The organism is Frigoribacterium sp. SL97 (assembly GCF_026625765.1).
Taxonomy (GTDB): Bacteria; Actinomycetota; Actinomycetes; order Actinomycetales; family Microbacteriaceae; genus Frigoribacterium.
The window spans coordinates 2942588-2966301 of sequence record NZ_CP113062.1; the positions used below are offsets into that span (position 1 = coordinate 2942588).

Annotated in this window: 21 protein-coding genes; 7 read left to right on the forward strand and 14 right to left on the reverse strand. The window is 71.2% G+C overall.

The features are described 5' to 3' along the window. Positions 1-78 precede the first annotated feature (78 nt). Together OVA02_RS14390 and OVA02_RS14395 are read left to right on the forward strand one after the other, a co-directional pair. Positions 79-1692 (forward strand): acyl-CoA carboxylase subunit beta, encoded by a 1614-nt coding sequence (locus tag OVA02_RS14390; protein WP_200412272.1) that lies wholly within the window; start codon positions 79-81, stop codon positions 1690-1692. Further along, entirely contained in the window at positions 1689-1970 is a 282-nt protein-coding gene (locus OVA02_RS14395) for an acyl-CoA carboxylase epsilon subunit (protein ID WP_123570454.1), read from the forward strand. The genes OVA02_RS14390 and OVA02_RS14395 overlap by 4 nt, the downstream gene beginning before the upstream one ends. 273 nt (positions 1971-2243) lie before the next feature. On the opposite strand, the gene OVA02_RS14400 is transcribed toward OVA02_RS14395, so the two are convergent. The 4 genes from OVA02_RS14400 to OVA02_RS14415 form a co-directional block, all read right to left on the reverse strand. Then, positions 2244-3110, reverse strand: coding sequence for a hypothetical protein (locus OVA02_RS14400; RefSeq protein ID WP_267658724.1), 867 nt, complete (start codon positions 3108-3110; stop codon positions 2244-2246). 177 nt (positions 3111-3287) lie between these two features. Continuing rightward, on the reverse strand, positions 3288-4595 hold the full coding sequence (locus tag OVA02_RS14405) for a sensor histidine kinase (RefSeq protein ID WP_148053629.1): 1308 nt from the start codon (positions 4593-4595) through the stop codon (positions 3288-3290). Next, positions 4585-5289, reverse strand: coding sequence for a response regulator transcription factor (locus tag OVA02_RS14410; protein ID WP_123570456.1), 705 nt, complete (start codon positions 5287-5289; stop codon positions 4585-4587). The genes OVA02_RS14405 and OVA02_RS14410 overlap by 11 nt, the downstream gene beginning before the upstream one ends. Positions 5290-5366: 77 nt before the next feature. Further along, positions 5367-6608, reverse strand: coding sequence for a class I SAM-dependent RNA methyltransferase (locus OVA02_RS14415; protein WP_056046386.1), 1242 nt, complete (start codon positions 6606-6608; stop codon positions 5367-5369). A 26-nt stretch (positions 6609-6634) separates the two neighbouring features. Between OVA02_RS14415 and OVA02_RS14420 the strand changes: the two genes are divergently transcribed. From OVA02_RS14420 to OVA02_RS14435, 4 genes are all read left to right on the forward strand, one after another. Beyond that, positions 6635-7324 carry a Maf family protein gene (locus OVA02_RS14420; RefSeq protein ID WP_267658725.1) on the forward strand — a complete coding sequence of 230 codons (690 nt, stop codon included), beginning with the start codon at positions 6635-6637 and terminating at the stop codon, positions 7322-7324. 79 nt (positions 7325-7403) lie between these two features. Then, entirely contained in the window at positions 7404-9161 is a 1758-nt protein-coding gene (locus OVA02_RS14425) for an acetyl/propionyl/methylcrotonyl-CoA carboxylase subunit alpha (protein WP_056046390.1), read from the forward strand. A gap of 61 nt (positions 9162-9222) precedes the next feature. Continuing rightward, complete coding sequence (locus OVA02_RS14430) at positions 9223-10056, forward strand: purine-nucleoside phosphorylase (RefSeq protein ID WP_056046393.1); 834 nt, start codon at positions 9223-9225, stop codon at positions 10054-10056. Between the two features lie 8 nt (positions 10057-10064). Then, complete coding sequence (locus tag OVA02_RS14435; protein ID WP_200922602.1) at positions 10065-11768, forward strand: phospho-sugar mutase; 1704 nt, start codon at positions 10065-10067, stop codon at positions 11766-11768. A gap of 114 nt (positions 11769-11882) precedes the next feature. On the opposite strand, the gene OVA02_RS14440 is transcribed toward OVA02_RS14435, so the two are convergent. The 10 genes from OVA02_RS14440 to OVA02_RS14485 form a co-directional block, all read right to left on the reverse strand. Beyond that, positions 11883-12155 carry a PTS sugar transporter subunit IIB gene (locus tag OVA02_RS14440; RefSeq protein ID WP_056046395.1) on the reverse strand — a complete coding sequence of 91 codons (273 nt, stop codon included), beginning with the start codon at positions 12153-12155 and terminating at the stop codon, positions 11883-11885. Positions 12156-12186: 31 nt separating this feature from the next. Next, on the reverse strand, positions 12187-12633 hold the full coding sequence (locus OVA02_RS14445) for a PTS sugar transporter subunit IIA (RefSeq protein WP_056046397.1): 447 nt from the start codon (positions 12631-12633) through the stop codon (positions 12187-12189). 2 nt (positions 12634-12635) lie between these two features. After that, a complete protein-coding gene (locus OVA02_RS14450) occupies positions 12636-13757 on the reverse strand; it encodes an adenosine deaminase (protein WP_056046400.1) in 1122 nt (373 codons plus the stop codon). 132 nt (positions 13758-13889) lie between these two features. Continuing rightward, positions 13890-15185 (reverse strand): thymidine phosphorylase, encoded by a 1296-nt coding sequence (locus tag OVA02_RS14455; RefSeq protein ID WP_267658726.1) that lies wholly within the window; start codon positions 15183-15185, stop codon positions 13890-13892. Between the two features lie 83 nt (positions 15186-15268). Continuing rightward, positions 15269-15706, reverse strand: a complete 438-nt coding sequence (locus OVA02_RS14460) for a cytidine deaminase (protein ID WP_162234605.1) — start codon at positions 15704-15706, stop codon at positions 15269-15271. Next, the gene (locus OVA02_RS14465) at positions 15703-16992 is read right to left on the reverse strand and encodes an ABC transporter permease (protein ID WP_056046404.1); all 1290 of its coding nucleotides are present in this window, start codon (positions 16990-16992) and stop codon (positions 15703-15705) included. Before OVA02_RS14465 ends, OVA02_RS14460 begins: the two co-directional genes overlap by 4 nt. Next, entirely contained in the window at positions 16989-18263 is a 1275-nt protein-coding gene (locus OVA02_RS14470) for an ABC transporter permease (protein ID WP_056046406.1), read from the reverse strand. The genes OVA02_RS14465 and OVA02_RS14470 overlap by 4 nt, the downstream gene beginning before the upstream one ends. Continuing rightward, positions 18260-19780 (reverse strand): ABC transporter ATP-binding protein, encoded by a 1521-nt coding sequence (locus OVA02_RS14475; RefSeq protein WP_056046408.1) that lies wholly within the window; start codon positions 19778-19780, stop codon positions 18260-18262. Before OVA02_RS14475 ends, OVA02_RS14470 begins: the two co-directional genes overlap by 4 nt. 157 nt (positions 19781-19937) lie before the next feature. Next, a complete protein-coding gene (locus tag OVA02_RS14480) occupies positions 19938-21023 on the reverse strand; it encodes a BMP family lipoprotein (RefSeq protein WP_056047703.1) in 1086 nt (361 codons plus the stop codon). A 167-nt stretch (positions 21024-21190) separates the two neighbouring features. Then, positions 21191-22309: a mannose-1-phosphate guanylyltransferase gene (locus OVA02_RS14485; protein ID WP_056046410.1), complete on the reverse strand. Its 1119-nt coding sequence runs from the start codon at positions 22307-22309 to the stop codon at positions 21191-21193. Between the two features lie 96 nt (positions 22310-22405). On the opposite strand from OVA02_RS14485, the gene OVA02_RS14490 reads away from it, so the two are divergent. Next, positions 22406-23548 (forward strand): glycosyltransferase family 4 protein, encoded by a 1143-nt coding sequence (locus tag OVA02_RS14490; protein ID WP_056046412.1) that lies wholly within the window; start codon positions 22406-22408, stop codon positions 23546-23548. Positions 23549-23714: the final 166 nt, after the last annotated feature.

A 23714-nucleotide genomic window follows, 5' to 3' on the forward strand; every position in this document is an offset into this window, starting at 1 on the left:
ACTCCTACGACGTACGACGGCGTCCACGCGTGGAAACCTCCAACGGATGGCTGCGGGTCGGTCAGTAGAGTGAAGCGCGTGACTCCTGACTCCGCGCCACCCACCGACGCCGCGCCCGACCTGCACACCACCGCGGGCAAGCTCGCCGACCTCAAGGCCCGCTATCACGAGGCCGTGACGGCCAGCGGCGAGGCCGCGATCGCGAAGCAGCACGCCAAGGGCAAGAAGACGGCCCGCGAACGGATCGACGAGTTGCTCGACCCGGGCTCGTTCGTCGAACTCGACGAGTTCGTCCGACACCGCACCCACGCCTTCGGCATGGAGGCCAAACGGCCCTACGGCGACGCGGTCGTCACGGGAACGGGCACGATCCACGGCCGCCAGGTCGCGGTCTACTCGCAGGACTTCACCATCTTCGGCGGCTCGCTCGGCGAGGTGGCGGGTGAGAAGATCATCAAGGTCATGCAGCTGGCCCTCAAGACCGGGGTGCCCATCATCGGCATCCTCGACTCGGGCGGAGCGCGCATCCAGGAGGGCGTCGTCGCCCTGGGCAAGTACGGCGAGATCTTCCGACTGAACACGGCCGCCTCGGGCGTCATCCCCCAGATCTCGCTGATCATGGGCCCCGCGGCCGGAGGCGCGGTGTACTCCCCCGCGCTGACCGACTTCGTGATCATGGTCGACAAGACCAGCCACATGTTCGTCACCGGCCCGGACGTCATCAAGACCGTGACGGGCGAGGACGTGGGCTTCGAAGAGCTCGGCGGAGCCCTGACCCACAACAAGGTCTCGGGCGTGTCGCACTACCTGGCGAGCGACGAGGACGACGCCCTCGACTACGCCCGCGCGCTGCTCTCGTACCTGCCCGACAACAACCTGGCCGACCCGCACGTCTTCGACGTGCCGGTCGAACTCGAGACCACCGACCACGACCGCCAGCTGAACACGCTGATCCCGGACAGCCCGAACCAGCCCTACGACGTCATGACCGTCATCGACCACGTCGTCGACGACGGCGAGTTCCTCGAGGTCCAGCCGCTGTTCGCGCCCAACATCGTCGTGGGCTTCGGCCGGGTGGAGGGCCGTCCGGTGGGCGTGATCGCCAACCAGCCGTCCGCCATGGCCGGCACCCTCAACATCGAGGCCGGTGAGAAGGCCAGTCGTTTCGTGCGCTTCTGCGACGCGTTCAACATCCCCATCCTCACCCTGGTCGACGTGCCCGGATACCTGCCCGGCACGGACCAGGAGTGGACCGGTGTCATCCGTCGCGGAGCCAAGCTGCTCTACGCCTACGCCGAGGCCACGGTCCCGCTCGTGACGGTGATCACCCGCAAGGCGTACGGCGGTGCCTACATCGTCATGGGGTCGAAGCAGCTGGGTGCCGACATCAACCTCGCGTGGCCCACGGCCGAGATCGCCGTGATGGGCGGCCAGGGCGCCGTCAACATCCTCTACCGCAACGAGATCAAGGCGGCGGCCGAGGCGGGCGAAGACGTGGCGGCGGTGCGCACGCGACTGGCCAACGAGTACACCTACAACGTGGCGAGTCCCTTCCTCGCCGCGGAGCGGGGCGAGCTCGACGGTGTCGTCGAACCGGCCGCGACCCGCGTCGCCGTCATCAAGGCACTGCGCGCCCTCAAGACCAAGCGGGCGACCCTGCCGCCGAAGAAGCACGGGAACATCCCCCTGTGAGTGGTCGCCACGCCGCCGCCTCCCCCGACCCGGCGGACTCCCCCACCGACCCGGACGAGCAGCCGTCGGCTCCCCTCATCAGGGTCGTCGCCGGGGACCCGACGCCCGACGAACTGGCGGCCGTCACGGCGCTGCTCGCCGCCGTCGCGGCCGGCCGGGCCGGATCGGCGACGACGACGTCCTCCCGACCCACGACGTCGGGCTGGACGCGATCGGCCCGGGCACCGCGTCCCGTCATCACGGCCGGAGAAGGCCGCTGGCGGGGTTTCGAGGGCTGACGCCCCCGGAACGGGGGTAGACGCAGTCATCTTCCCCCGCCTGTCCCCCTAAATGACGACTGCACCCGCGGCCCCGACCCACCATGCTTGCTCTTGCTAGGTGTCTCTCTCGGAGTCACACCACCAGCAGGACCACATGGGTAGTGGATTCCTGCCGGGGGGAGTCAGGGCGACATTCGGGTTGCCGCCCTGACTCAGGGTCTCGGAAGGGCCGGACGATCGTCCGGCCCTTCCTTCTTCCCCGGCCCTGCCGTGAGGCTGCCCGGTGGATGATCAGGGGGCCGAGCGGGGGATCTGCAGCCAGAGCTGCACCTCGTCGGCGTCGTCGTCCTCGTCCGCGTCGGCCGAGACGCCCCGGCCGAGGGCGCTCGACGACAGGTCCGGCGAACCGAGCCCGACGACCGTGACGGCGTCGTCTCCCCCGCCCTGGACGGTCCGGACGATGATGCGATCGGCGAGCGAGCCGCGGAGGGCCTCGGCGAGCACGGCATGGACCCGCCGCAGATCCGTTGGCCCGAGGTCGTCGAGGCCTCCCTCGTCGAGGAGGCTGACGACGGCCCCCCGACGACGCGCCGCCATGACCTCGTGACGCACGTCGTCGTCGAGGAGGCGGCGTCCCCGGATCTCGTCCCGGATGGCCCCCTCGAGGTTCAGGCACTCCTGTCGCTCGGCCGCGGTCAGGTCGCCGTGTCGATCGACGATGGTCTGGAGCATCGGCCGTGCCGTCCGGCCCGTCTGCAGCAGCCGGTACTGCCGCTCGTTCACGTGGGCTTCCTGCGCGGCCTGCCAGTCCGCCGCCTCGTGCTCGGCGAGGATGAACTCACGCGTCTCGCGCCCGGCACGCGTCAGCGTGCTCGACATCGCGTGACTGAAGGCGACCCAGACCACGCTGCCGACGATGCCGAGGTCGGCGATCTGTTCGGCCCCGGCCCAGAGCACCCCGTGAGCCGCCATGAATCCGACCCCGAGCCAGGCGAACCCCTGGCGGCGTCTCGTCGACACGATCACCATGAGCGTGCCCACGGCCGCCACGTACCACGTGGCATAGCCGTTCTTCACCGAGCTGTCGAGCTCGGAGGTCACGACCAGCGGGAGGACGATGCTTACGGCGAGGCAGAACGAGGCCAGCCACACGGGCATGATGACGGTGGCGGCTGGGCCACAGCACGGCCACGGTCGCCGCGGCGTACAACACCATGCACGCGACGACGGGAAGCGGATCGGTGAACCGGTCCAACGAGGCCACGGCGAGGACCAGATGGTAGGCCGAGAAGACGGCGGCGAGCGAGACGATCAGCCACCGCGGCACGGAGACCCTCACGCGACGCCCTCCGGGATGCCCGTCTCGTCGGCGCGGTCGGGCGAGGGACGGGGAGCCGATCCCCCCTCGAGGAGGGCGCCGACCGGCCACTGCAGTCGCACGAGGGTTCCGCGCCCCGGTGCCGAGTCGATGGTCGCGAGTCCGCCGGCGTTGTTCAGCCTCTCGTGGATCGACACCCGGACACCCAGACGCTCGGTCGGCACCGTCGCCGGCTCGAAGCCCTTGCCCGTGTCGCCGACCTCGACGGTCGTGAGGCCGGTCGCCTCGCGGGTGACGTCGACCCACCGCCGGACACCGGGCGCGTCCCCGGCGTGCTGGGAACTGTTCACCAGGGCCTGCACGGCGGCCGAGTAGAGGGCCTCCGCGGCGGTGGACGGGATGCCCTCGCCCTCGATCGGGCCCCGGCGCAGCTCGACCGAGACGCCCAGGTCCGACACGGCGGCCGCGATGCGGTCGACCATGCCCGTGACCGTCGTGTCGGACTCGTCGAACGGAGTCGTGCTCGCCGCCGCCGAGAGGTGGGACATCGCGTTCCGGGCCATGTTGGTCGACAGCTCACGCTCTTCGGGTGACCAGGCCCTGGCCGCCTGGATGAAGGTCGTGAGGACGCTGTCGTGCACGATGGCGTCGACCTGCACCCGTTCGAGCTCGGTGGCGTGCTCGCGGATCGCCTCGGAGTACCGCGCGACCGCGGTCGCCTGGGCCTGGTCGACGTTCGCGGCCGCCTGGCGCAGGATCACCACGAGGATCAGGACCGCACCGCCGAGCAGGATCGCGTAGACGGAGTCGAGGGTCGCGCGCTGCGGGGAGACCGCTCCGCCCGACGGCGTCAGGCGGATGAAGCCGTAGACGGCGGGGGCGACGAAGAGGTAGCCGGTCGCGATCCAGGTGGAGAACGCCGACGCGGCCGAGGCCGTGGCGACGGTGCACAGGTACCAGAGCCAGGGCACGCTCGCCTGGACCTCGCTGGGGTCGTCGACGGCGAGGGGCCAGGTGACCAGCGCGATCAGGTAGGCGATCGCGACGAAGGCCTCGACCGTGGTCACGCCGCGCTGCACGAGGCTCGCCACGACCAACGCCAGGAACCCGCCGAACATGGCCAGGCCGATCACCCAGGCCCAGGCGAGCTGCATGCTCCCGACCTGACCGATCATCCCGGGCAGGGCCTGCAGGCCGAACACGAGACCGGCCGCGGCGATGATGCGCCCCAGCACCTTGTCGAGCAGGGCACGACTGATCGGGTTGCGCGGGGGCCGCAGGGGCCCGAGCGGGAGCGGGCCGGTCAGCCGACCCTCACCGGCCATCGCCACCGTCCGCGTCGAGCCCCGGCAGGATGCCGTCCTCGACGGCGCGACGGAGGAGGTCGACCTTGGTGGGTGCCGGGCGTCCGACCTCGACGTACTTGACGCGGATGCGGTCGAGGTACTCGCGGGCCGTCGAGTAGCCGATGCCGAGCTGCTGGGCGGCCAGCTTCAGCGGCAGACCCGAGGCGTAGAGGTGCAGGATCTCGCGCTCGCGACGACCCAACTGGGCCTTGGCGAAGTCGCGGTCGGCATCGATCGCGCTCGCCCACTCGAGGTTGTTGAGCACGTCGCCGCGGGCGACCGTGGCGACCGCGGCCATGACGGTCTTCGTGGCGGAGGACTTCGGGATGACGCCGGCCGCCCCCGCGGCGAGCGCCTCACGGACCGAGGCGACCCGGTCGGCGATGCTGTGCACGAGGACGGCCGACCCCGTCGCCTGGACGCGCTTGACGTTCTCGGTGACGGTCGAGCCGTCGCCGAGCGACAGGTCGAGGACGACGACGTCGACCTCGCGACCCGCGAGGTTCTCGACGAACTCCTGCACGCCGGCGGCGGTGAGGATCACCTCGAAGCCCTCGTTCTGGCACGCGGCCTGGATGCCGAGCCGCACCGACTCGTGGTCGTCGACGACGGCGACCCGCACGGGTGCTGTCTGGCGGGTGGCGATGGGGGTCTCGGTCGTGATGTCTGACACGGTGATCCTTCGGTCGGCGTGTGCCCTGGTCCCTGAATCCCGGGCGTGCACGGGGTACATCGTAACCGGACGGCGGCTCAGGCCGGCAGCAGGCGCACCACCGTCTCGACGTGGTGCGTGTTCGGGAAGAGGTCGTACGCCTGCAGGGCGTCGAGCGCGTAGCCCCGCTCGGCGAAGAGGGCCACGTCCCGGGCGAGGGCGACCGGGTCGCACGCGACGTAGACGACCTGGGCCGGGCGGAGGGCCGCGATCTCGGACACCACGTCGCGCCCGGCGCCCGAGCGGGGCGGGTCGAGCACGACCGTCGCGGCGGCGAGGCGCTCGCGCTCGGCGTCGCTCGCCTGCGACGCGGTCTGGCGCAACCAGCGCTCGACGCGTCCTGTCACGGCCGACGCGCCGATCCACTCGGCCAGGTTCTCGGACGCGTGCTCGGTGGCCCGCTCGTCGCTCTCGACGCTCGTGATGCGCGTCCCCGCACCGAAGCGGTCCCCCACGGCGGCGGCGAGGAGTCCGACCCCGCCGTACAGGTCGAGGTTGGCGCCCTTCGGGTCGAAGCGCTCGGGGTCGATCATGGTCTGCACGGCGGCGGTGAGCGTGGCCGCTGCCTCGCGGTGCACCTGCCAGAAGCCGCCGTCGTCGAGCCGGAACTCGCGGTCGCCGACGACCTCGGTGATGGTCGAGCGGGCCTGCCGCCCGATGATCAGACGCGCGCCTCCGCCGCTCGGGGCGACGACGTCGACGTGTTCCTCGCCGGGGAAGGCGTCACCCAGCGGCGCCACCTCGGCGACCTCCGGCGACGCGAGCGGCAGGTCGGGCACGTGCACGACCCGGTGCGACCGAGCCGCGTACTGACCGGGACGCCCCTCGGCGTCGAGGTGCAGGCGCAGCCGCGTGCGCCACCCGGTGCCGCCGCGCTCGTCGTCGCCGGGCAGGGCCTCGACCGAGACGCGGCCGTCGGCGTCGGCGATCCCGCCCATGCGGGTCAGCGCGTCGACCACCACGCGTCGCTTCAGCTCGCGCTGGTGGCCGAGCTCGACGTGCCCGAACTCGGCGCCGCCGGCACGGTCGGTCGGATCGACCTCGAGGGCGGCCGCGCCCCACACGTGGGGCCGACGGTGCTCGCTCGCCTCGAGGACGCGCACCGTGTCGGCCCGCCAGAACGCCTTCTTGCGGTCGTCGGTGATGCGCGCCACGACCTTCTCGCCGGGCAGGGTGTCGGTCACGAACACGACCCGCCCGTCGAGTCTGGCCACCGAGATGCCCCCGTGTGCGATGCCCGTCACGTCCAGTTCGACCTCGCGGCCCAGCATGTCTCCCATGCGTCGAGTCTGACAGGCTGGGCGGCATGACCGTCCCGCTCTACCTGGCCAGCACCTCCCCCGCCCGTCTCGCCCTGCTGCGCGCCGCCGGCGTCGAGCCGGTGCTGATCAGTCCCGGTGTCGACGAAGAGGCCGCGGTCGCGGTCGAGTCGACACGCCTCGGCCGCGCGCTCACGGCGGCCGAGACGGTGCAGCACCTCGCCAGGCTCAAGGCCGAGGCCGTGCTCGACACGGTCGTCGACGGCCGCCCGCCCGACGGGTTGGTCCTCGGGGGCGACAGCGCCTTCGAGTTCGACGGCGAGGTGCACGGCAAACCCCACGAGCCCGCCCTGGCGCTCGACCGGTGGCGCCGCATGGCCGAGATCGGCCACGGCACCCTCTGGTCGGGTCACTGGCTGGTCGACCACCGCGGTGGCGCTCCGCGCGTCACCGCCGAGACCCCTTCGGGAGGCGCGGGCCGGGTCGCGAGCGCGTCCCTCACCTTCGCCGACGACCTCGACCCGCGCGAGCTCGCGGCCTACGTCGAGACGGGCGAGCCGCTCGAGGTCGCGGGGGCCTTCACGATCGATGGTCGGGCATCCGCGTTCATCACGCACATCGAGGGCACCCCGAGCGCCGTCGTCGGACTCTCGGTGCCCGTGCTGCGGTCGCTCGTCCGGGGCTTCGGCGTGCCGTGGCACGAGCTGTGGACCTCGCCGACCGCCGGCTCCTTGTAGGTTCTGCCTCGCGCCTCCTCGTCCTTTTTGTGCACGTCAGCCAAAGGCGGACGGGGAGGGCGCAATAGGGTGGGGAACTATGCCGCGTATCAGCAAGGTCCTCATCGCCAATCGTGGAGAGATCGCCGTCCGCGTGATCCGGGCCGCGCGTGACGCCGGAATCGGCTCGGTGGCGGTCTACGCCGACCAGGACCGCGACGCCCAACACGCCCGCCTCGCCGACGAGGCCTACGCCCTGGGCGGGACGACGAGCGCCGAGACCTACCTGGTCATCGACAAGATCCTCTCGATCGCCCGTCGCTCGGGTGCCGACGCCGTGCACCCCGGCTACGGCTTCCTCGCCGAGAACGCGGACTTCGCCCGGGCCGTCCAGGCCGCGGGCCTGGTCTGGATCGGCCCGTCGCCCGAGGCCATCGAGCAGCTGGGCGACAAGGTCTCGGCCCGGCACATCGCCGAGCGCGTCGGCGCCCCGCTCGCCCCCGGCACCCTCAACCCCGTCTCGGGCGCCGACGAGGTGCTCGAGTTCGTCGACCAGCACGGCCTCCCCGTCGCGATCAAGGCGGCCTTCGGCGGCGGCGGACGCGGTCTCAAGGTCGCCCGCACCCGCGAAGAGGTCCCCGAGCTGTTCGACTCGGCCACCCGCGAGGCCGTCGCGGCCTTCGGACGCGGCGAGTGCTTCGTCGAGAAGTACCTCGACCAGCCCCGCCACGTCGAGACCCAGTGCCTGGCCGACGCACACGGGAACGTCGTCGTCGTGTCGACCCGCGACTGCTCGCTGCAGCGCCGTCACCAGAAGCTCGTCGAAGAGGCCCCCGCACCGTTCCTCACCGACGAGCAGACCACGAAGCTGTACGAGTCGTCGAAGGCCATCCTCCGCGAGGTCGGCTACGTCGGTGCCGGCACCTGCGAGTTCCTGATCGGCAAGGACGGCACCGTCTCGTTCCTCGAGGTCAACACGCGCCTCCAGGTCGAACACCCCGTGTCCGAAGAGGTCACCGGCATCGACCTCGTCCGCGAACAGTTCCGCCTCGCCGAGGGCGGCGTGCTCGACTACGACGACCCCGAGGCCCGCGGCCACTCGTTCGAGTTCCGCATCAACGGCGAGGACGCCGGTCGGGGCTTCATGCCCGCCCCCGGTCCGATCCACGTCTTCAAGGCCCCGGGCGGTCCCGGCGTCCGCGTCGACAGCGGCGTCCAGGCCGGCGACGAGATCAGCGGGTCGTTCGACTCGCTTCTCGCCAAGCTGATCGTCACGGGTTCTTCGCGCGAGGACGCCCTCGAGCGTTCCCGTCGCGCCCTGGCCGAGTTCGAGGTCGCCGGCCTGCCGACCGTGCTGCCGTTCCACCGTGCCATCGTCGACGACCCCGCCTTCGCGCCGGCCGACGGTGCAGCGTTCTCCATCTACACCCGCTGGATCGAGACCGAGTTCGACAACACCATCCCCGCGTGGAGCGGCGAGGCCGAGGCCCCCCGGCCGGCCGACGAACGCGACACCGTCGTGGTCGAGGTGGGCGGAAAGCGCCTCGAGGTCTCGCTGCCGGCGGGCCTCGGGTCGCGCACCGCGCCTCCTGCGGTCGCGCCCAAGCGCCGGGGCGCGCCCCGGTCGTCGGTCGTCACCGCGACCGGTGCCGAGGTCAAGGCTCCGATGCAGGCCACCGTCGTCAAGCTCGCGGTCGAGGCCGGTCAGCAGGTCGTCAAGGGCGACCTGGTGCTCGTCCTCGAGGCCATGAAGATGGAGCAGCCCGTCGCCGCCCACCGCGACGGCACCGTCTCGGGCATCGCGGCCGTCGTCGGCGAGACGGTCTCGTCGGGTCACGTCCTGCTCAGCATCGACTGACCCCCGCGCCGGGCCCGGCGGCGACCGGGGACGCGCGTCGGCAGACCCTAGAGTGGACGCCATGTCTGAGACCACCACGCACCCGCTCGACGACCGCGCCGCCGACCCCTTCGAGGTCGCCCGCACCGCCGCCGCCGAGATCGCCGAGAAGACCGGCGTCGCCCGACACGACATCGCCCTGACGCTGGGCAGCGGTTGGGCCAAGGCCGCCGACCTGATCGGTGAGACCGTCGCCGAGGTCCCCGCGACCGAGATCACCGGCTTCGCCGCGTCGGCCGTCGTCGGCCACACGAGCTCGATCCGCAGCATCGCACTGCCCTCGGGCAAGCAGGCCCTCGTCATGGGCGCCCGCACCCACTACTACGAGGGCCACGGCGTGCGTCGGGTCGTGCACGGCGTGCGCACGGCCGCCGCCACGGGCGCGACGACCATGATCCTGACGAACGGTGCCGGGGGCATCAAGGAGACCTGGAAGCCCGGCACGCCGGTGCTGATCAGCGACCACATCAACCTCACGGCGGACTCGCCCCTCGAGGGCGCGACGTTCATCGACCTGACCGACCTCTACTCGACGCGCCTCCGCGACGTCGCCCGCGGCATCGATCCCGAGCTCGACGAGGGCGTCTACACGCAGTTCCGCGGCCCGCACTACGAGACGCCGGCCGAGGTGCAGATGGCCAAGGCCATCGGCGGGCACATCGTGGGCATGTCGACGGCCCTCGAGGCCATCGCCGCGCGCCAGTCCGGCATGGAGGTGCTCGGCATGTCGCTGATCACCAACCTGGCCGCGGGCATCCAGAAGACGCCGCTCAGCCACGCCGAGGTGCTCGAGGCCGGGCGCGAGGCCGAGGCCAAGATCAGCGACCTGCTCGCCCGCATCGTGGCGGCCCTGTGAGCGGCGACGTGACGGGGTCCGGCAGCGACGGCTCCCCGGTCTCGTCCGACCTCGAGCGGTTGATCGCGTCGGCCACCGCCTGGCGCGACCAGGACCCCGACGACGAGACGCGCGACGAGCTCGACCGACTGCTGACCCGGGCCGGCTCCGACGACGCCGACGCCTCGTCCGAACTCGCCGACCGCTTCGCCGGTCGCCTGCAGTTCGGCACGGCCGGCCTGCGCGGCGCCCTCGGCTCGGGTCCGAACCGCATGAACCGCGTGCTCGTGGCGCAGGCCGCGGCCGGCTTCGCGGCCTTCCTGCGGGGCCGCGAGTCGAGCCCCTCCATCGTCATCGGCTACGACGGGCGCAAGAACTCCGACGTCTTCGCGCGGGACACGGCCGAGATCATGGCCGCCGCGGGCGTCGCGGCCACGATCCTGCCCCGCGCCCTCCCGACCCCGGTGCTGGCCTTCGCCGTGCGCCACCTCGACGTCAGCGCAGGCGTCATGGTGACCGCGAGCCACAACCCGGCGCAGGACAACGGCTACAAGGTCTACCTCGGCGGTGTCGACGCCGGCTCGCAGATCGTGTCCCCGGTCGACGGCGAGATCGCCGCCGAGATCGAGGAGGCCGCGCAGTCCCCCGTCACGCGACTGGCCCGTTCCGACGACTACCGCGAGGCCGGTGACGACCTCGTCATGGAGTACGTCCGTCGCACCGCCGCGGTGGCCGGCACGGCGGCGAACGGTCGTCAGCCACGGGTCGTCTACACCGCGATGCACGGCGTCGGGTGGGAGGTCGCACGCCGCGTGTTCGCGACCGCCGGCTTCACCGAGCCGATCCCGGTCGGCGAGCAGAGCGCCCCCGACCCGGCGTTCCCGACCGTGGCCTTCCCCAACCCGGAAGAGCCCGGCGCCCTGGACCTCGCGTACGCCACGGCCGGCCGCGTCGAGGCCGACCTGGTCATCGCCAACGATCCCGACGCCGACCGGCTCGCGGTCGCGATCCCCGTCGACGGCGGCTGGCGTCGACTCAGCGGCAACGAGGTCGGCTCGCTGCTCGGCTGGCGCGCCGCAGAACGGGCACGACGGGACGACCGCGACGGCACCCTGGCCGCGAGCATCGTCTCGTCGCCCGCCCTGCGCGAGATCGCCCGGGTACACGGACTCGACTACGTCGACACGCTCACGGGATTCAAGTGGGTCTCCCGCGTCGGAGGGCTGCTCTACGGCTACGAAGAGGCACTCGGCTACCTCGTCGACCCCGACGTCGTCCGCGACAAGGACGGGATCTCGGCCGCGGTCGACCTCCTCGCCCTCGCCACGGAGCTGCACACGGCCGGGTCGAGCCTGGCCGAGCACCTCGTCGCCTTCGACGAGCGGTTCGGCGCCTACGCCTCCTCGCAGATCTCGATCCGGGTCGAGGACCTCGCCACCATCACGGACCTCACCGACGGTCTCCGCCGGCGCCCGCCGTCGACGATCGGCTCGCACCGCGTCGACCGGGTGGACGACTTCCGGGACGGGTTCGGAGCCTTCCCCGCGGGCGACATCCTCCGCTACTGGCTCACCGACGGCTCACGCGTCATCGTCCGCCCGAGCGGCACCGAGCCGAAGCTCAAGGTCTACATCGACGCGTCGAGCACCGAGGGCGACGCCGTCGCCCGTCGAGCCGCCGCCGAGGCGGCCGTGGCCGATCTCGACGCGGGCATGCGCGACCTCCTGGCCTGACGGTCGGGGCGGTGACCGCCCGGACGACGAGAGAGACCCCGGAGGCGCGAGCTGCGCCTCCGGGGTCTCTCTCGTCGTGGCCGGTGAGGTTCGCCCCGGTGCCGCACGCCGCGGTCAGCCGAGCGACTTCTGCAGCTTCTCGGTGAGCTCCGCCTGGTCGAAGTGGTTCTGGATGACGATGACGTCGGCGAACGTGGAGCCGATGGCCTCGACGAACTCGGCCGACGTGAGGATCACCTGCGCATCGTCACCGACCGTCGCGATCGAGCCGATGTCGGCTGCGACCACGTCGGCCTCGATGTCGAGCTTGGCCAGGACCCGCTCGGCGTTGACCTTGAGGATTCCGCTGCTGCCGATGCCGGCGCCGCAGATGGTGACGATCTTCATTGTGGGGAGGTCTCGATCCGTGGGAGGGCGATCAGGCGGGGACGCCCATGAGCCGCCGCACCTCGTCGACCGAGGAGGCGGCCGCGAGGGCGGGGATGACGGAGGCCTCGTTGAAGACGTTCGCCAGGTCGGCGATCGACTCGAGGTGGCCGCCGACGGTGACGATCGCGAGGCCGAGGACCACGCTGACCGGGTCGTTGTGCGGGTGCCCGAACGGAACGGGCTCGGCCAGGGTCACGACGGCCAGGCCGTCGCGGACGACGTCGTCACCGGGCCGTGCGTGGGCCAGGGCGAGACCGGGGGCGATGACCACGTAGGGGCCGTGTTCGTCGATCATGCGGACCATCTCGTCGCCGTAGCCCTCGCGGGCGGCACCGGAGTCGACCAGGGCACGACCGGCCACTCGGACGGCCTCACGCCAGTCGACGACCTGGGCGCCGATGACGACGGCCTCGTCCGGCAGCGGCGGGAGTGCCATGGTCAGGCCCCCTCGAAGCCGGCGGTGATGCGGTCGGCCAGCGCCTCGCGGTCCTCGAGGGGCAGGAAGCACGACGCGGCGGCGTTGAGTTGGAAGGTCTCGTGGTCGTCGAGGTCGTAGTCGAAGGCCTGGCTGAGCAGGGCGAGCTCTTTGCAGAGGCTCGTGTCGCTCATCAGGCGGTTGTCGGTGTTGACCGTCACGCCGTAGCCGAGCTGGTACAGCAGGTCGAAGGGGTGGTCGTCGAGGTCCGTTCCCCAGGCGGCGATGGCACCGGTCTGCAGGTTCGACTGCGGCGACAACTCGAGCGGGATCTCGCGGTCGCGCACCCACGACGCGATCGGCCCGATCTCGACGGTGGAGGTCGACCCCTTGCTCGCGACGACGCGGATGTCTTCGGCGATGCGGACCCCGTGGCCGAGCCGGAGGGCCCGCCCGTCGATCAGCGCACCCCGGATGCTGTCGAGACCGTCGGCCTCGCCCGCGTGCACCGTGACGGGCATGAACTCGCGGGCCAACAGGTCGAAGGCGACCCTGTGGTCGGCGGCCGGGTACCCCGCCTCGGGACCGGCGATGTCGAAGGCCAGCACGCCGTTCTCGCGATGGCGCACGGCGAGCTGGGCGATCTCGAGCGATCGCTCGCCCTGGCGCAGCGCACTCAGGATCTGCCCGACCGAGATCTCGTACCCGTCGTCGGCCAGCGACTGCACGGCCGACGCGAAGCCCGCCTGCACGGCCTCCACCGCCTGGTCGAGGGTGAGCCCCTGCCGTTGGTGTTGCTCGGGGGCCCAGCGCACCTCGGCGTGGACGACGCCGTCGGCGGCCAGGTCGAGGACGAACTCGTGCGCGACCCGGGTCAGCTGCTCGCGGGTCTGCATGACCGCGACCGTGAGCTCGAAGGTCGCGAGGTAGTCGACGAGGGTGCCGGAGTCGGCGTTCTCGACGAACCAGCGGCGCAGCGCCTCGGGTTCGGACGCGGGGAGATCGACGCCGGCCTCGACCGCGAGGTCGACGATGGTCTCGGGCCGGAGTCCGCCGTCGAGGTGGTCGTGCAGCGAGACCTTCGGCAGGGCCGCGAGGCGCGGGCCCCCGTTCGGCAGCCGGTAGTCCTTGTCGGGAGCGCTCATGCCCTCAATCTACTAGCGCTCCGGGCGGCGACTCTGGACGCGCGCCACGAGAGAGGTGCGCTCTCCACGAGAACCGGCACCGCGCCTCCTGGACGGAGGCGCGGTGCCGGTGGGACGTGCTCGGGCGGGTCGTCAGCCGATGCGCTCGGCGACGATCGTGCGCGCCGCCGGAGCCTCGTCGCCGATCGTCCACGCCCCGTCGACGGCCTCGAGGGCACGCTCGAACCGCTCGGGTTCGTCGGTGTGCAGGGTGAAGAGGGGCTGGCCCTCGGTGACCCGGTCGCCCGGCTTCGCGTGCAGCTCGATGCCGGCGGCCGCCTGCACGGGGTCCTGCTTGCGGGCGCGACCGGCACCGAGGCGCCAGGCACCGATGCCGAAGGGCAGCGCGTGCTGCTCGGTCAGGTGACCACTGCGCCCGGCGGTGACGACGTGCGTCTCGCGGGCGGTCGGCAGCGCGGCGTCGGGGTCCCCGCCCTGGGCACGGATCATGCGCTTCCAGGCGTCCATGGCGCGTCCGTCGTCGAGGGCGGCCTCGACGTCGGCGTCGGGTCTCCCCGCGAGGGTCAGCATCTCGCGGGCGAGTGCCACCGTGAGCTCGCGGATGTCGGCGGGGCCGCCTCCGGCGAGGGTCTCGACCGACTCACGGACCTCGAGGGCGTTGCCGATGGTCAACCCGAGCGGCACGTTCATGTCGGTCAGCAGGGCGGTGGTCGCGACGCCGGCGTCGGTGCCGAGGTCGACCATGGTGCGGGCCAGCTCACGCGACCGCTCGATGTCCTGGATGAAGGCGCCCGACCCGAACTTGACGTCGAGGACGAGGGCGGCGGTGCCCTCGGCGATCTTCTTGCTCATGATCGACGACGCGATCAGCGGGATGGCCTCGACGGTGCCCGTGATGTCACGGAGCGCGTAGAGCTTGCCGTCGGCGGGGGCGAGGCCCGACCCGGCGGCGCAGACGACGGCGCCGCTGTCGGCCATGATCTCGCGCATGCGGTCGTTCGAGATCGAGGCCTGCCAGCCGGGGATCGACTCGAGCTTGTCGAGTGTTCCCCCGGTGTGGCCGAGGCCCCGGCCCGAGAGCTGGGGCACGGCGACGCCGAACGAGGCGACGAGCGGAGCCAGCGGCAGGGTGATCTTGTCACCGACGCCACCGGTGGAGTGCTTGTCCACGGTCGTCTTGCCGAGCCCGGCGAAGTCCATCCTCTCGCCCGACCGGATCATGGCCATCGTCATGTCTCGGATCTCTCGGCGCTCCATGCCGTTGAGGAAGATCGCCATGGTCAGCGCCGACATCTGCTCGTCCGCGACGTACCCGCGCGTGTACGCGTCGATGAGCCAGTCGATCTGCGCGGTGCTGAGGGCGTCGCCGCCCCGCTTGACGCGGATGAGGTCGACGGTGTCGAACGGTTCGACGGCGTTCTGGGTCACGGCGGGGCTCCTAGCAGTGGTGCGATGGGTGGTGCGAGGGCGCGACCACGGGGTCGCGACCGGGAGGGACGAGGAGGCGCGGGTCAGCCCTGCGAGGCGCGGTACGCCTCGAGCTGCCGCGGTCCGAACGCGTCGGGGATGACCTCGTCGATGGTCTTGAAGCCCGAGACGGTGTCGAGGACCATGGCTTCGTCGGAGTGTTCGTAGAGCAGCTGACGGCACCGCCCGCAGGGCATCAGGACCCCGCCGTTGCCGTCGACGCAGGCGAAGGCGACCAAACGGCCCCCTCCCGACATGACGAGGTCGGACACCAATGAGCACTCGGCGCAGAGGGTGATGCCGTACGAGGCGTTCTCGACGTTGCAGCCCGAGACGATCCGACCGTCGTCCGTGACGGCCGCGGCCCCCACGGGGAAGTTCGAGTAGGGGACGTACGCCTTGCGCATGGCGTCGCGAGCCGCCCCGCGGAGGGCGTCCCAGTCGGTCTCGGCGAGCACGGACTCGCTGCTGCGGGCGGTCACGACTTGATGTAAGGCTTGCCCGAGGCCGCGGGGCCCCGGGACTGCCCGACCAGGCCGGCGACCGCGAAGATCGTCACGACGTACGGCAGCATGAGCATGAACTCGCTGGGCACCGGCGAACCGATGGCGCCGAGCACGTTCTGCAGGTTGCTCGCGAAGCCGAACAACAGCGCGGCGAGCGTGGCCCGGATTGGGTCCCACCGACCGAAGATGACCGCGGCCAGGGCGATGAAGCCCGCGCCCGCCGTCATCTCTTTCTGGAAGTTGCCGAGCGAACCGAGCGTGAAGTACGCCCCGCCGAGGCCGGCGATCGCCCCCGCGAGGGAGACGTTCCAGAACCGGGTGGCGTTGACCTTGATGCCCACGGTGTCGGCCGCCTGCGGGTGCTCGCCCACCGAACGGAGGCGCAACCCCCACCGCGTGCGGAAGAGACCGTAGAAGACGACCGCGATCGCGATGTACATCAGGTAGACGATGATCGTCTGACGGAAGAAGACCGGCCCGACGATCGGGATCTGGCTGAGGACCGGGATGTCGAGCTGCGGGAACCGCACGCCGCGGTTCAGCGACTCGGACTTCGACAGCACCTGCGAGTACAGGAAGCTGGTGAGGCCCGTGACGAGCACGTTGAGCACGACGCCGACGATGACCTGGTCGACGATGTAGCGGATGCTGAAGACCGCCAGGACCATCGACACGAGCACGCCCGCGATCATCGCCCCGACCAGGCCGACGTAGGCCGACCCGGTCGCCGAGGCGACCATGGCCGAGACGAAGGCTCCGGCGAGCAACTGCCCCTCGATCGCGACGTTGACGACACCGACCCGCTCGCTGATGACACCGCCGAGGGCACCGAAGATCAGCGGGGTGCTGAGTGCGAGGGCGCCGAGCAGCAGACCGGGCACCGGGATGGTCTGACCGGCGCTCGCCCACGTGAGGAAGCCGAGCAGGAAGAGGACGCCGAACACGGCGATCAGCCAGATCGGCACCTTCTCGAAGCGGACGGCGCGCAGCACCGCGACCACCGTGATGACGGCCAGGAGCACCGTCAGCACGATGCCGGTGCCGGCCGCCGGCAGGACCGCGTCGGGCAGGGCGAAGAAGTCCGTCGTCGTCGACAGGCGGAAGGTGCTCTCGCCGTCCCGGGCGAGGCCGAGGAACAGCACGGCGGCCACGACCGTGAAGATCGCGAACGCGATCGGGGCCTTGAGGCTGCGGGAGGAGGCCCGCGCCAGGTCGGGCGACGGCGCGGCGGGGACCGCGGTGTCGGGGGTGAGCGTGCTCACTTGGTGACCACCGCCTCCTTGTTCGAGGCCTTGCGCACCGGGCGGAGGCCCGGGGCCGGCAGACGGAAGATCGCTCGGACCAGCGGGGGCGCGGCCACGAACAACACGATGAGGGACTGCACGACGAGCACGATGTCGATCGGTACGCCGTTGGCGGCCTGCATCGAGTACCCGCCGGCCTTGAGCGCGCCGAAGAGGACGCCGGCGCCGAACACTCCCCACGGCCGCGAACGACCGAGCAGCGCGACCGTGATCGCGTCGAAGCCGATGCCGGCGTCGATGCCCGAGGTGAAGCCGCTGGTCAGCGTGCCGAGCACCTGGGTCGACCCGGCGACGCCCGCGAGCGCACCCGAGATGAGCATCGCGTAGAGGTAGATGTTCTTGACGTTCATGCCGGCCGTGCGGGCTGCGTGCGGGTTCTCGCCGACGGCACGGAACCGGAAGCCGAGCGTCGACCGGTTGATCAGCCACCAGACGACGGCGGTGATGACGATGACCAGCACGAAGCCCCAGTTGAGGTTGTACCGGGCGCCGAACAGGTCGGGCAGGATCGCCGTGTCGAGCGTGGCGGGCGACTTGGGGTTCGCGCTGCCCGGAGCCTGCAGCAGGCCCTGCGTCCGCAACATGAAGGCCAACAGGTAGAAGGCGATGTAGTTGAGCATGATCGTGAGGATCACCTCGTGGGCGCCGGTGCGGGCCTTGAGCAGGCCCACGATGCCGCCCCACAGGGCACCCGCGGCGATGCCGGCGGCGAGGGCGAGGGGAAGGTGCACGGCGAGCGGCAGGTGGAAGGAGAAGCCCACCCAGCCGGCGGCGGCCGAGGCCATCAGCATCTGCCCGCGGGCACCGATGTTGAACAGGCCCACGCGGAACGCGACCGCGACGCCGAGGCCCGCGGCGATGAGGGGCACGGCGTAGTTCAGCGTCTCGGTCAGCGGACGGATGCCCGCCGCGAAGCCGTCGACCCGGAAGTTGTAGATCGCGCCCTGGAAGAGCGACGAGTACGACCCGCCGACCGCGGTCCAGAACGCCTGGAAGAAGTCGGCCGGGCGCGAGAAGAAGTAGCCCAGCGTGCCCTGCACCGTGGTGTCGGTGAACCCGATGAGGAGGCCCGAGACGACGAGTGCCAACACGACGGCGAGTACCGAGATGGCGGCGTTGCCGGTCGTGATCTCTCTCAGGAGGCGCGAGCCGCGTCCCTCGGTCGACTCCGGTGACGACGGGGCGGGTGGCGTGCCCGGGCCCGTCGTGGTGGTCGTGGCGTCGCTCACGCTGCCTGCTCCGTTCCCTGCGGCATCTCGCCGGCCATCATGAGCCCCAGCACGTCGCGAGGGGTGTCCGCCGGCACGATGCCGACGATGGTGCCGCGGTACATCACGGCGATGCGGTCGGCCAGGGCGGCGACCTCGTCGAGCTCGGTCGAGACGACGATGACGGGCACGCCCTGGTCGCGGGTCTCGACGATGCGCTTGTGCACGAACTCGATCGACCCGACGTCGATGCCGCGGGTGGGCTGGGCGGCCACGAAGAGCCGCAGGTCGCGGCTGAGCTCGCGCGCCAGAACGACCTTCTGCTGGTTGCCGCCCGAGAGGCGGCCGGCAGGCGTCGTGATGCCCTGGGTGCGGATGTCGAACTCCTTCACCTTGGCCACGGCGAACGCCGCGAGCTCGGCGAGCTTGAGCGAGCCGCGTTTCACGAAGGGACCGGACTGCGAGCGGTCGAGCATGAGGTTCTCGGCCACGGTGAACTCGCCGACGAGGCCGTCCTGGTTGCGGTCCTCGGGGACGAAACCGACGCCCGCGTCGAGGACCTGGCGCACGCTGCGGCCCGTGATGTCGCGCCCGTCCAGGGAGACCCGCCCTTCGACCCGGGGCTGGAGGCCGAGGATGGCCTCGGTGAGTTCGGTCTGGCCGTTGCCCTGGACGCCGGCGATGGCGAGGATCTCGCCCCGGCGGACCTCGAACGAGACGTCGTCCACGACGACCTGTCCGATGGGGTCGACCACCCGGAGGTTCTCGACCACCAGGGCGGGCTCGCCGGCTTCGGCGGGGGCCTTCTGGACGGTGAGCTCGACGGCGCGACCGACCATGAGCGAGGCGAGCTCGGCGTTCGAGGCGGTCGGTTCGGCCTCGCCGACGACCGTGCCGAGTCGGATGACGGTGATGCGGGTGGCGACCTCGCGCACCTCGCGCAGCTTGTGGGTGATGAAGACGATGGCGGTGCCGGCGTCGCGCAGCTGACGCATGATCACCATGAGCTCGTCGGTCTCCTGCGGCGTGAGCACGGCGGTGGGCTCGTCGAACACGAGCACCTTGGCGTCACGGGACAGGGCCTTGATGATCTCGACGCGTTGCTGCACACCGACGGGCAGCTCCTCGACGAGGGCGTCGGGGTCGATGTCGAAGCCGAACCGGCTGCTGATCTCTCGCACCTTGGCGCGTGCCGCGGCGAGGTCGAGCCGGCCGCCGGACCTGGTCTCTTCGTGGCCGAGCATGACGTTCTCGGCGACGGTGAAGACGGGCACCAGCATGAAGTGCTGGTGGACCATGCCGATTCCGGCGCCCATGGCGTCGCCCGGACCCGAGAAGTGCTGGACGGCGTCGTCGAGCAGGATCTCGCCCTCGTCGGCCTGGTAGAGCCCGTAGAGCACGTTCATCAGCGTGGACTTGCCGGCACCGTTCTCGCCGAGCAGGCAGTGGATCTCGCCGGGCTCGACGGTCAGGCTGATGTGGTCGTTGGCGGTCAGCGCGCCGAATCGCTTGGTGATGCCCCGCAGTTCGAGCTTCATCTCAGGTGGCTACCTCGGGTCTAGGCATTCGGGTGGGGACGGGCGGCACCGGGTCGGCGGCCCGCCCACAGGCGTTGAGAGGGCCGGGAGCGACGGGGTGACCGTCGCTCCCGGCCCTGGGTCAGTCGATGCTAATCGATGACGGGAGGTGCTTTCGTCAGCTGGTGAGCGCCGACGGGGACTCGACCTCGATGGAGCCGTCGATGATGCCGGCCTTGATGGTGTCGAGCTCGTCCTGCAGACCGGAGTCGACCTTGTCGGCGTAGTCGTGGAACGGGGCGATGCCGACGCCGTCGTTCTCGAGCGTGCCCACGTAGGGCGTGCTCGAGAACTTGTCCTCGCTGGCCTGCGTGACGACCGCGTCGGTCGCCTGCTTGATGCCCTTGAGCACCGAGGTGAGGAAGAGGTCCTTGTTGGCACTGTCGGTCTCGTAGGTGTCGCTGTCGGCACCGACCAGGACGACGTCCTTGCCGGAGTCGCGGATCGCCTCGGCGGCGCTCTGGTAGATCGGGCCACCGACCGGCAGGATGACGTCGGCGTTCTGGTCGATCAGGGTCTGGGCGCTCTGCTTGGCCGTGGTGCCGGCCTCGAAGCCACCGGTGAAGGTGCCGTTCTGGGCGTCAACGTCCCAGCCGACGACCTTGACGTCCTTGCTCTTCTGCTCGTTGTAGTACTTCACGCCGTCGGCGAAGCCGTCCATGAAGATGGTGACGGTCGGGAACTGCATGCCGCCGAAGGTGCCGACGACGCCGGTCTTCGAGTAGCTCGCCGCCGCGTAGCCCGCGAGGAACGCGGCCTCGGACGTGTTGAAGGTGATCGGCTGCACGTTGTCGGCCGTGATCGACGAGTCGTCGATGGTGGCGTAGTTGATGCCCGAGTTCGCCTCGGCCGCCGACTTGGTGGCGTCGGCGAGCGCGAAGCCGACCGTGACGATCAGGTTGCAGCCCTGGTCGGCGAGGTTCGACAGGTTGGCGTCGTAGACCGTCTCGTCGGCGGACTCGACCGTCTTGGGCGTGGACCCGATGGTCTTCGCGGCCTCGGTCAGGCCCTCGTAGCCGAGCTGGTTGAACGACTTGTCGTCGAAGCCGCCGGCGTCGGAGACCATGCAAGGGACGAAGTCGCTCGAGGCGCCGCTGGTCGAGCCAGAGCCGCTCTCGGGGGCCGAGGCACAGCCGGCCAGGATGACGGCGGTGCTCGCCAGGGCGAGGCCGCTGAGCACGGCCTTGCGCGCAGTTGTAGTCAAGTTGTCCTCCAGGGTGCAGCCCGGCACGAGGCGCGCCGGGTGGGTATGGCTGACAGGTTACCTACTGTGACGAGCGCCTCCGACCGACGGGTGGTAGTGATGCCGAGGCGTTACACAGTCGCGACCACGACGTAACGAGCACGAAACGTCCACGGGCCCGGAGCGGGTCAGAGGACGTCGCTGCGACCGCTCAGCTTGAGGGCGTCCACGACGCCCTTGACGCGTTGGGCGTTCGCCGTCGTCGTGACGAGCAGGGCGTCGGGGGTGTCGACCACGATGATGTCGTTGACGCCGATCAGCGAGATCAGCCGGCCGCTGTTGCCGACGACGATGCCGCTCGAGCTGTCGGCGAGCACGCGGGCGTTCTCGCCGAGGATGGCCAGGTCGCTCTTGCGACCGCCGGCGTGCAGCTTGGCGATGGAGGCGAAGTCGCCGACGTCGTCCCAGTCGAAGTCGCCGGGCACGACGGCCAGCCGGCCCGCCGCGGCGGCGGGTTCGGCCACGGTGTAGTCGATGGCGATCTTCTCGAGGCCGGGCCACACCTTGTCGACGACGGTGCCGCGCTTCGGGGTGTCCCACGCCGCCGCGAGCTCTTCGATGCCCTCGAGCAGGTCGGGACGGGTCTCGCCCAGCTGCTCGAGCAACCGGTCGGCCCGCGAGATGAACATGCCGCCGTTCCAGAGGTAGTCGCCGCCGGAGACGTAGCGCTCGGCCGTCTCGAGGTCGGGCTTCTCGACGAACGACTCGACCGTGCGGGCGCTCGGTGCGCCCTCGATGTCGAGCGGTGCGCCGACATGGATGTAGCCGAACCCGATCGCGGGTTCGGTGGGGGTGATGCCGATCGTGGCGATGTAGCCCTCGTCGGCGGCGACGATGGCCTCGCGGACGGCCCGACCGAAACCGCGGGTGTCGGCGATGACGTGGTCGGCGGCGAACGAGCCGATGATGACGTCCGGCTCACGACGACGGAGGACGGCGGCGGCGAGGCCGATGGCCGCGGTGCTGTCCTTCGGCTCGCTCTCGAGGACGACGTTGTGGTCGGCGAGGCCGGGCAGCTGCGACTCGACCGCTGCTCGGTGTGCCCGCCCGGTGACGACCATGATGCGTTGGTCGCCGTTGAGCGGGGCGAGGCGGTCCCAGGTGCCGCGCAGCAGGGTCGACCCGCTGCCGGTGAGGTCGTGCAGGAACTTGGGCGCGTCGGCGCGGCTGAGCGGCCAGAGACGGGACCCGATGCCACCCGCCGGGATGATGCTGTAGAACCGGTCGAGGCTTTCCTGGATCGTCATGAGTTCACCTTATCGACGCCCCTCCTCCATGCCTCCGATCCCCTCGCGCCACCGTCGCCGTCGAGGCTCGCAGCACGAGCAGTCCGAGGAGGACCGATGCGAGTCGTGATCGTGACCGAGAGCTTCCTACCCACCGTCAACGGGGTCACCACGAGCGTGCTGCGCGTGCTCGACCACCTGGCCCGACGCGGACACGAGGCCATGGTCATCGCCCCGGCGGGCCGCGGGACCACGAGCTACGCCGGCTTCCCCGTCCACCGGGTGCCGTCCGTGGCCTACCGCCAGTTCCCGGTCGGTCTGCCGAACCCGCAGGTCGCGGCCGCCATCGCCGGGTTCCGACCCGACGTCGTGCACGTCGCCTCGCCGTTCCTGCTCGGCGCCCAGGCCATCGCCGCGGCGGCACGCCTGGGCGTGCCCTCGGTCGCCGTCTTCCAGACCGACGTCGCCCGGTACGCGGGGACGAACGGCCTCGGGCTCGGCTCGGCCGTCGCCTGGCGGCTCGTGCGCCGGATCCACGACCAGGCCACGACGACGCTGGTCCCCTCGCGCGCCTCCTTGCGGGACCTCGAGACGGCCGGCGTGGGCCGGCTCGCGACCTGGGGGCGTGGAGTCGACTCGGCCCTGTTCCACCCGAACCGCAAGTCGGGCGACGCGGTGCGCGCCCTGCGGGAGTCCTGGGGCGCACCCGATCAGGTGCTCGTCGGCTACGTGGGCCGGCTGGCCCCCGAGAAACAGGTCGAGCGGCTGGCCGCCCTGCGCCCCCTGCGGGAGGCCCGCCTCGTGGTCGTCGGGGGCGGCCCCTCACTGCCCGCCCTCCGCCGCCGCCTGCGACAGCTCGACCCGGTGTTCACCGGCCCTCTGCACGGTGAGCACCTCGCGGACGCCTATGCGGCGCTCGACGTGTTCGTGCACACCGGCTCGACCGAGACCTTCGGTCAGACCGTCCAGGAGGCCCACGCCAGCGGACTGCCGGTCGTGGCCCCGGCCGCGGGCGGGCCCCTCGACCTGGTGCGGCACGGGGTCGACGGGTTCCTCTTCGAGCCCCGCCACGACCACTCGCTCCGCCGGAGCGTCCGCACCCTGGTCGCGTCGGACGAGCTGCGGGCCCGCTTCGGCGAGGCCGGCAGGCGGGCGGTCGTCGGACGCACGTGGGAGACGCTCGGCGACGAGCTCGTCGAGCACTACCGACGGGCGATGGCGAGCGTCCGCGACGGGGCTGAGCGCGCCTCCGTCCGCTGATCGCGGGGCCGGGCCGACGGGTCCGTCTTGTCTCGACGTCGAACGACTTCGGAGGGGCGGGGCCGCGTCCGCACTCGGCGGGAACATAGACTGGACAGGTTCTGAGAACGCCACCAGCGGACACGGCTGTCCCTCGTACCGATCGAGCGAGAGCGTCGTCCGCCCC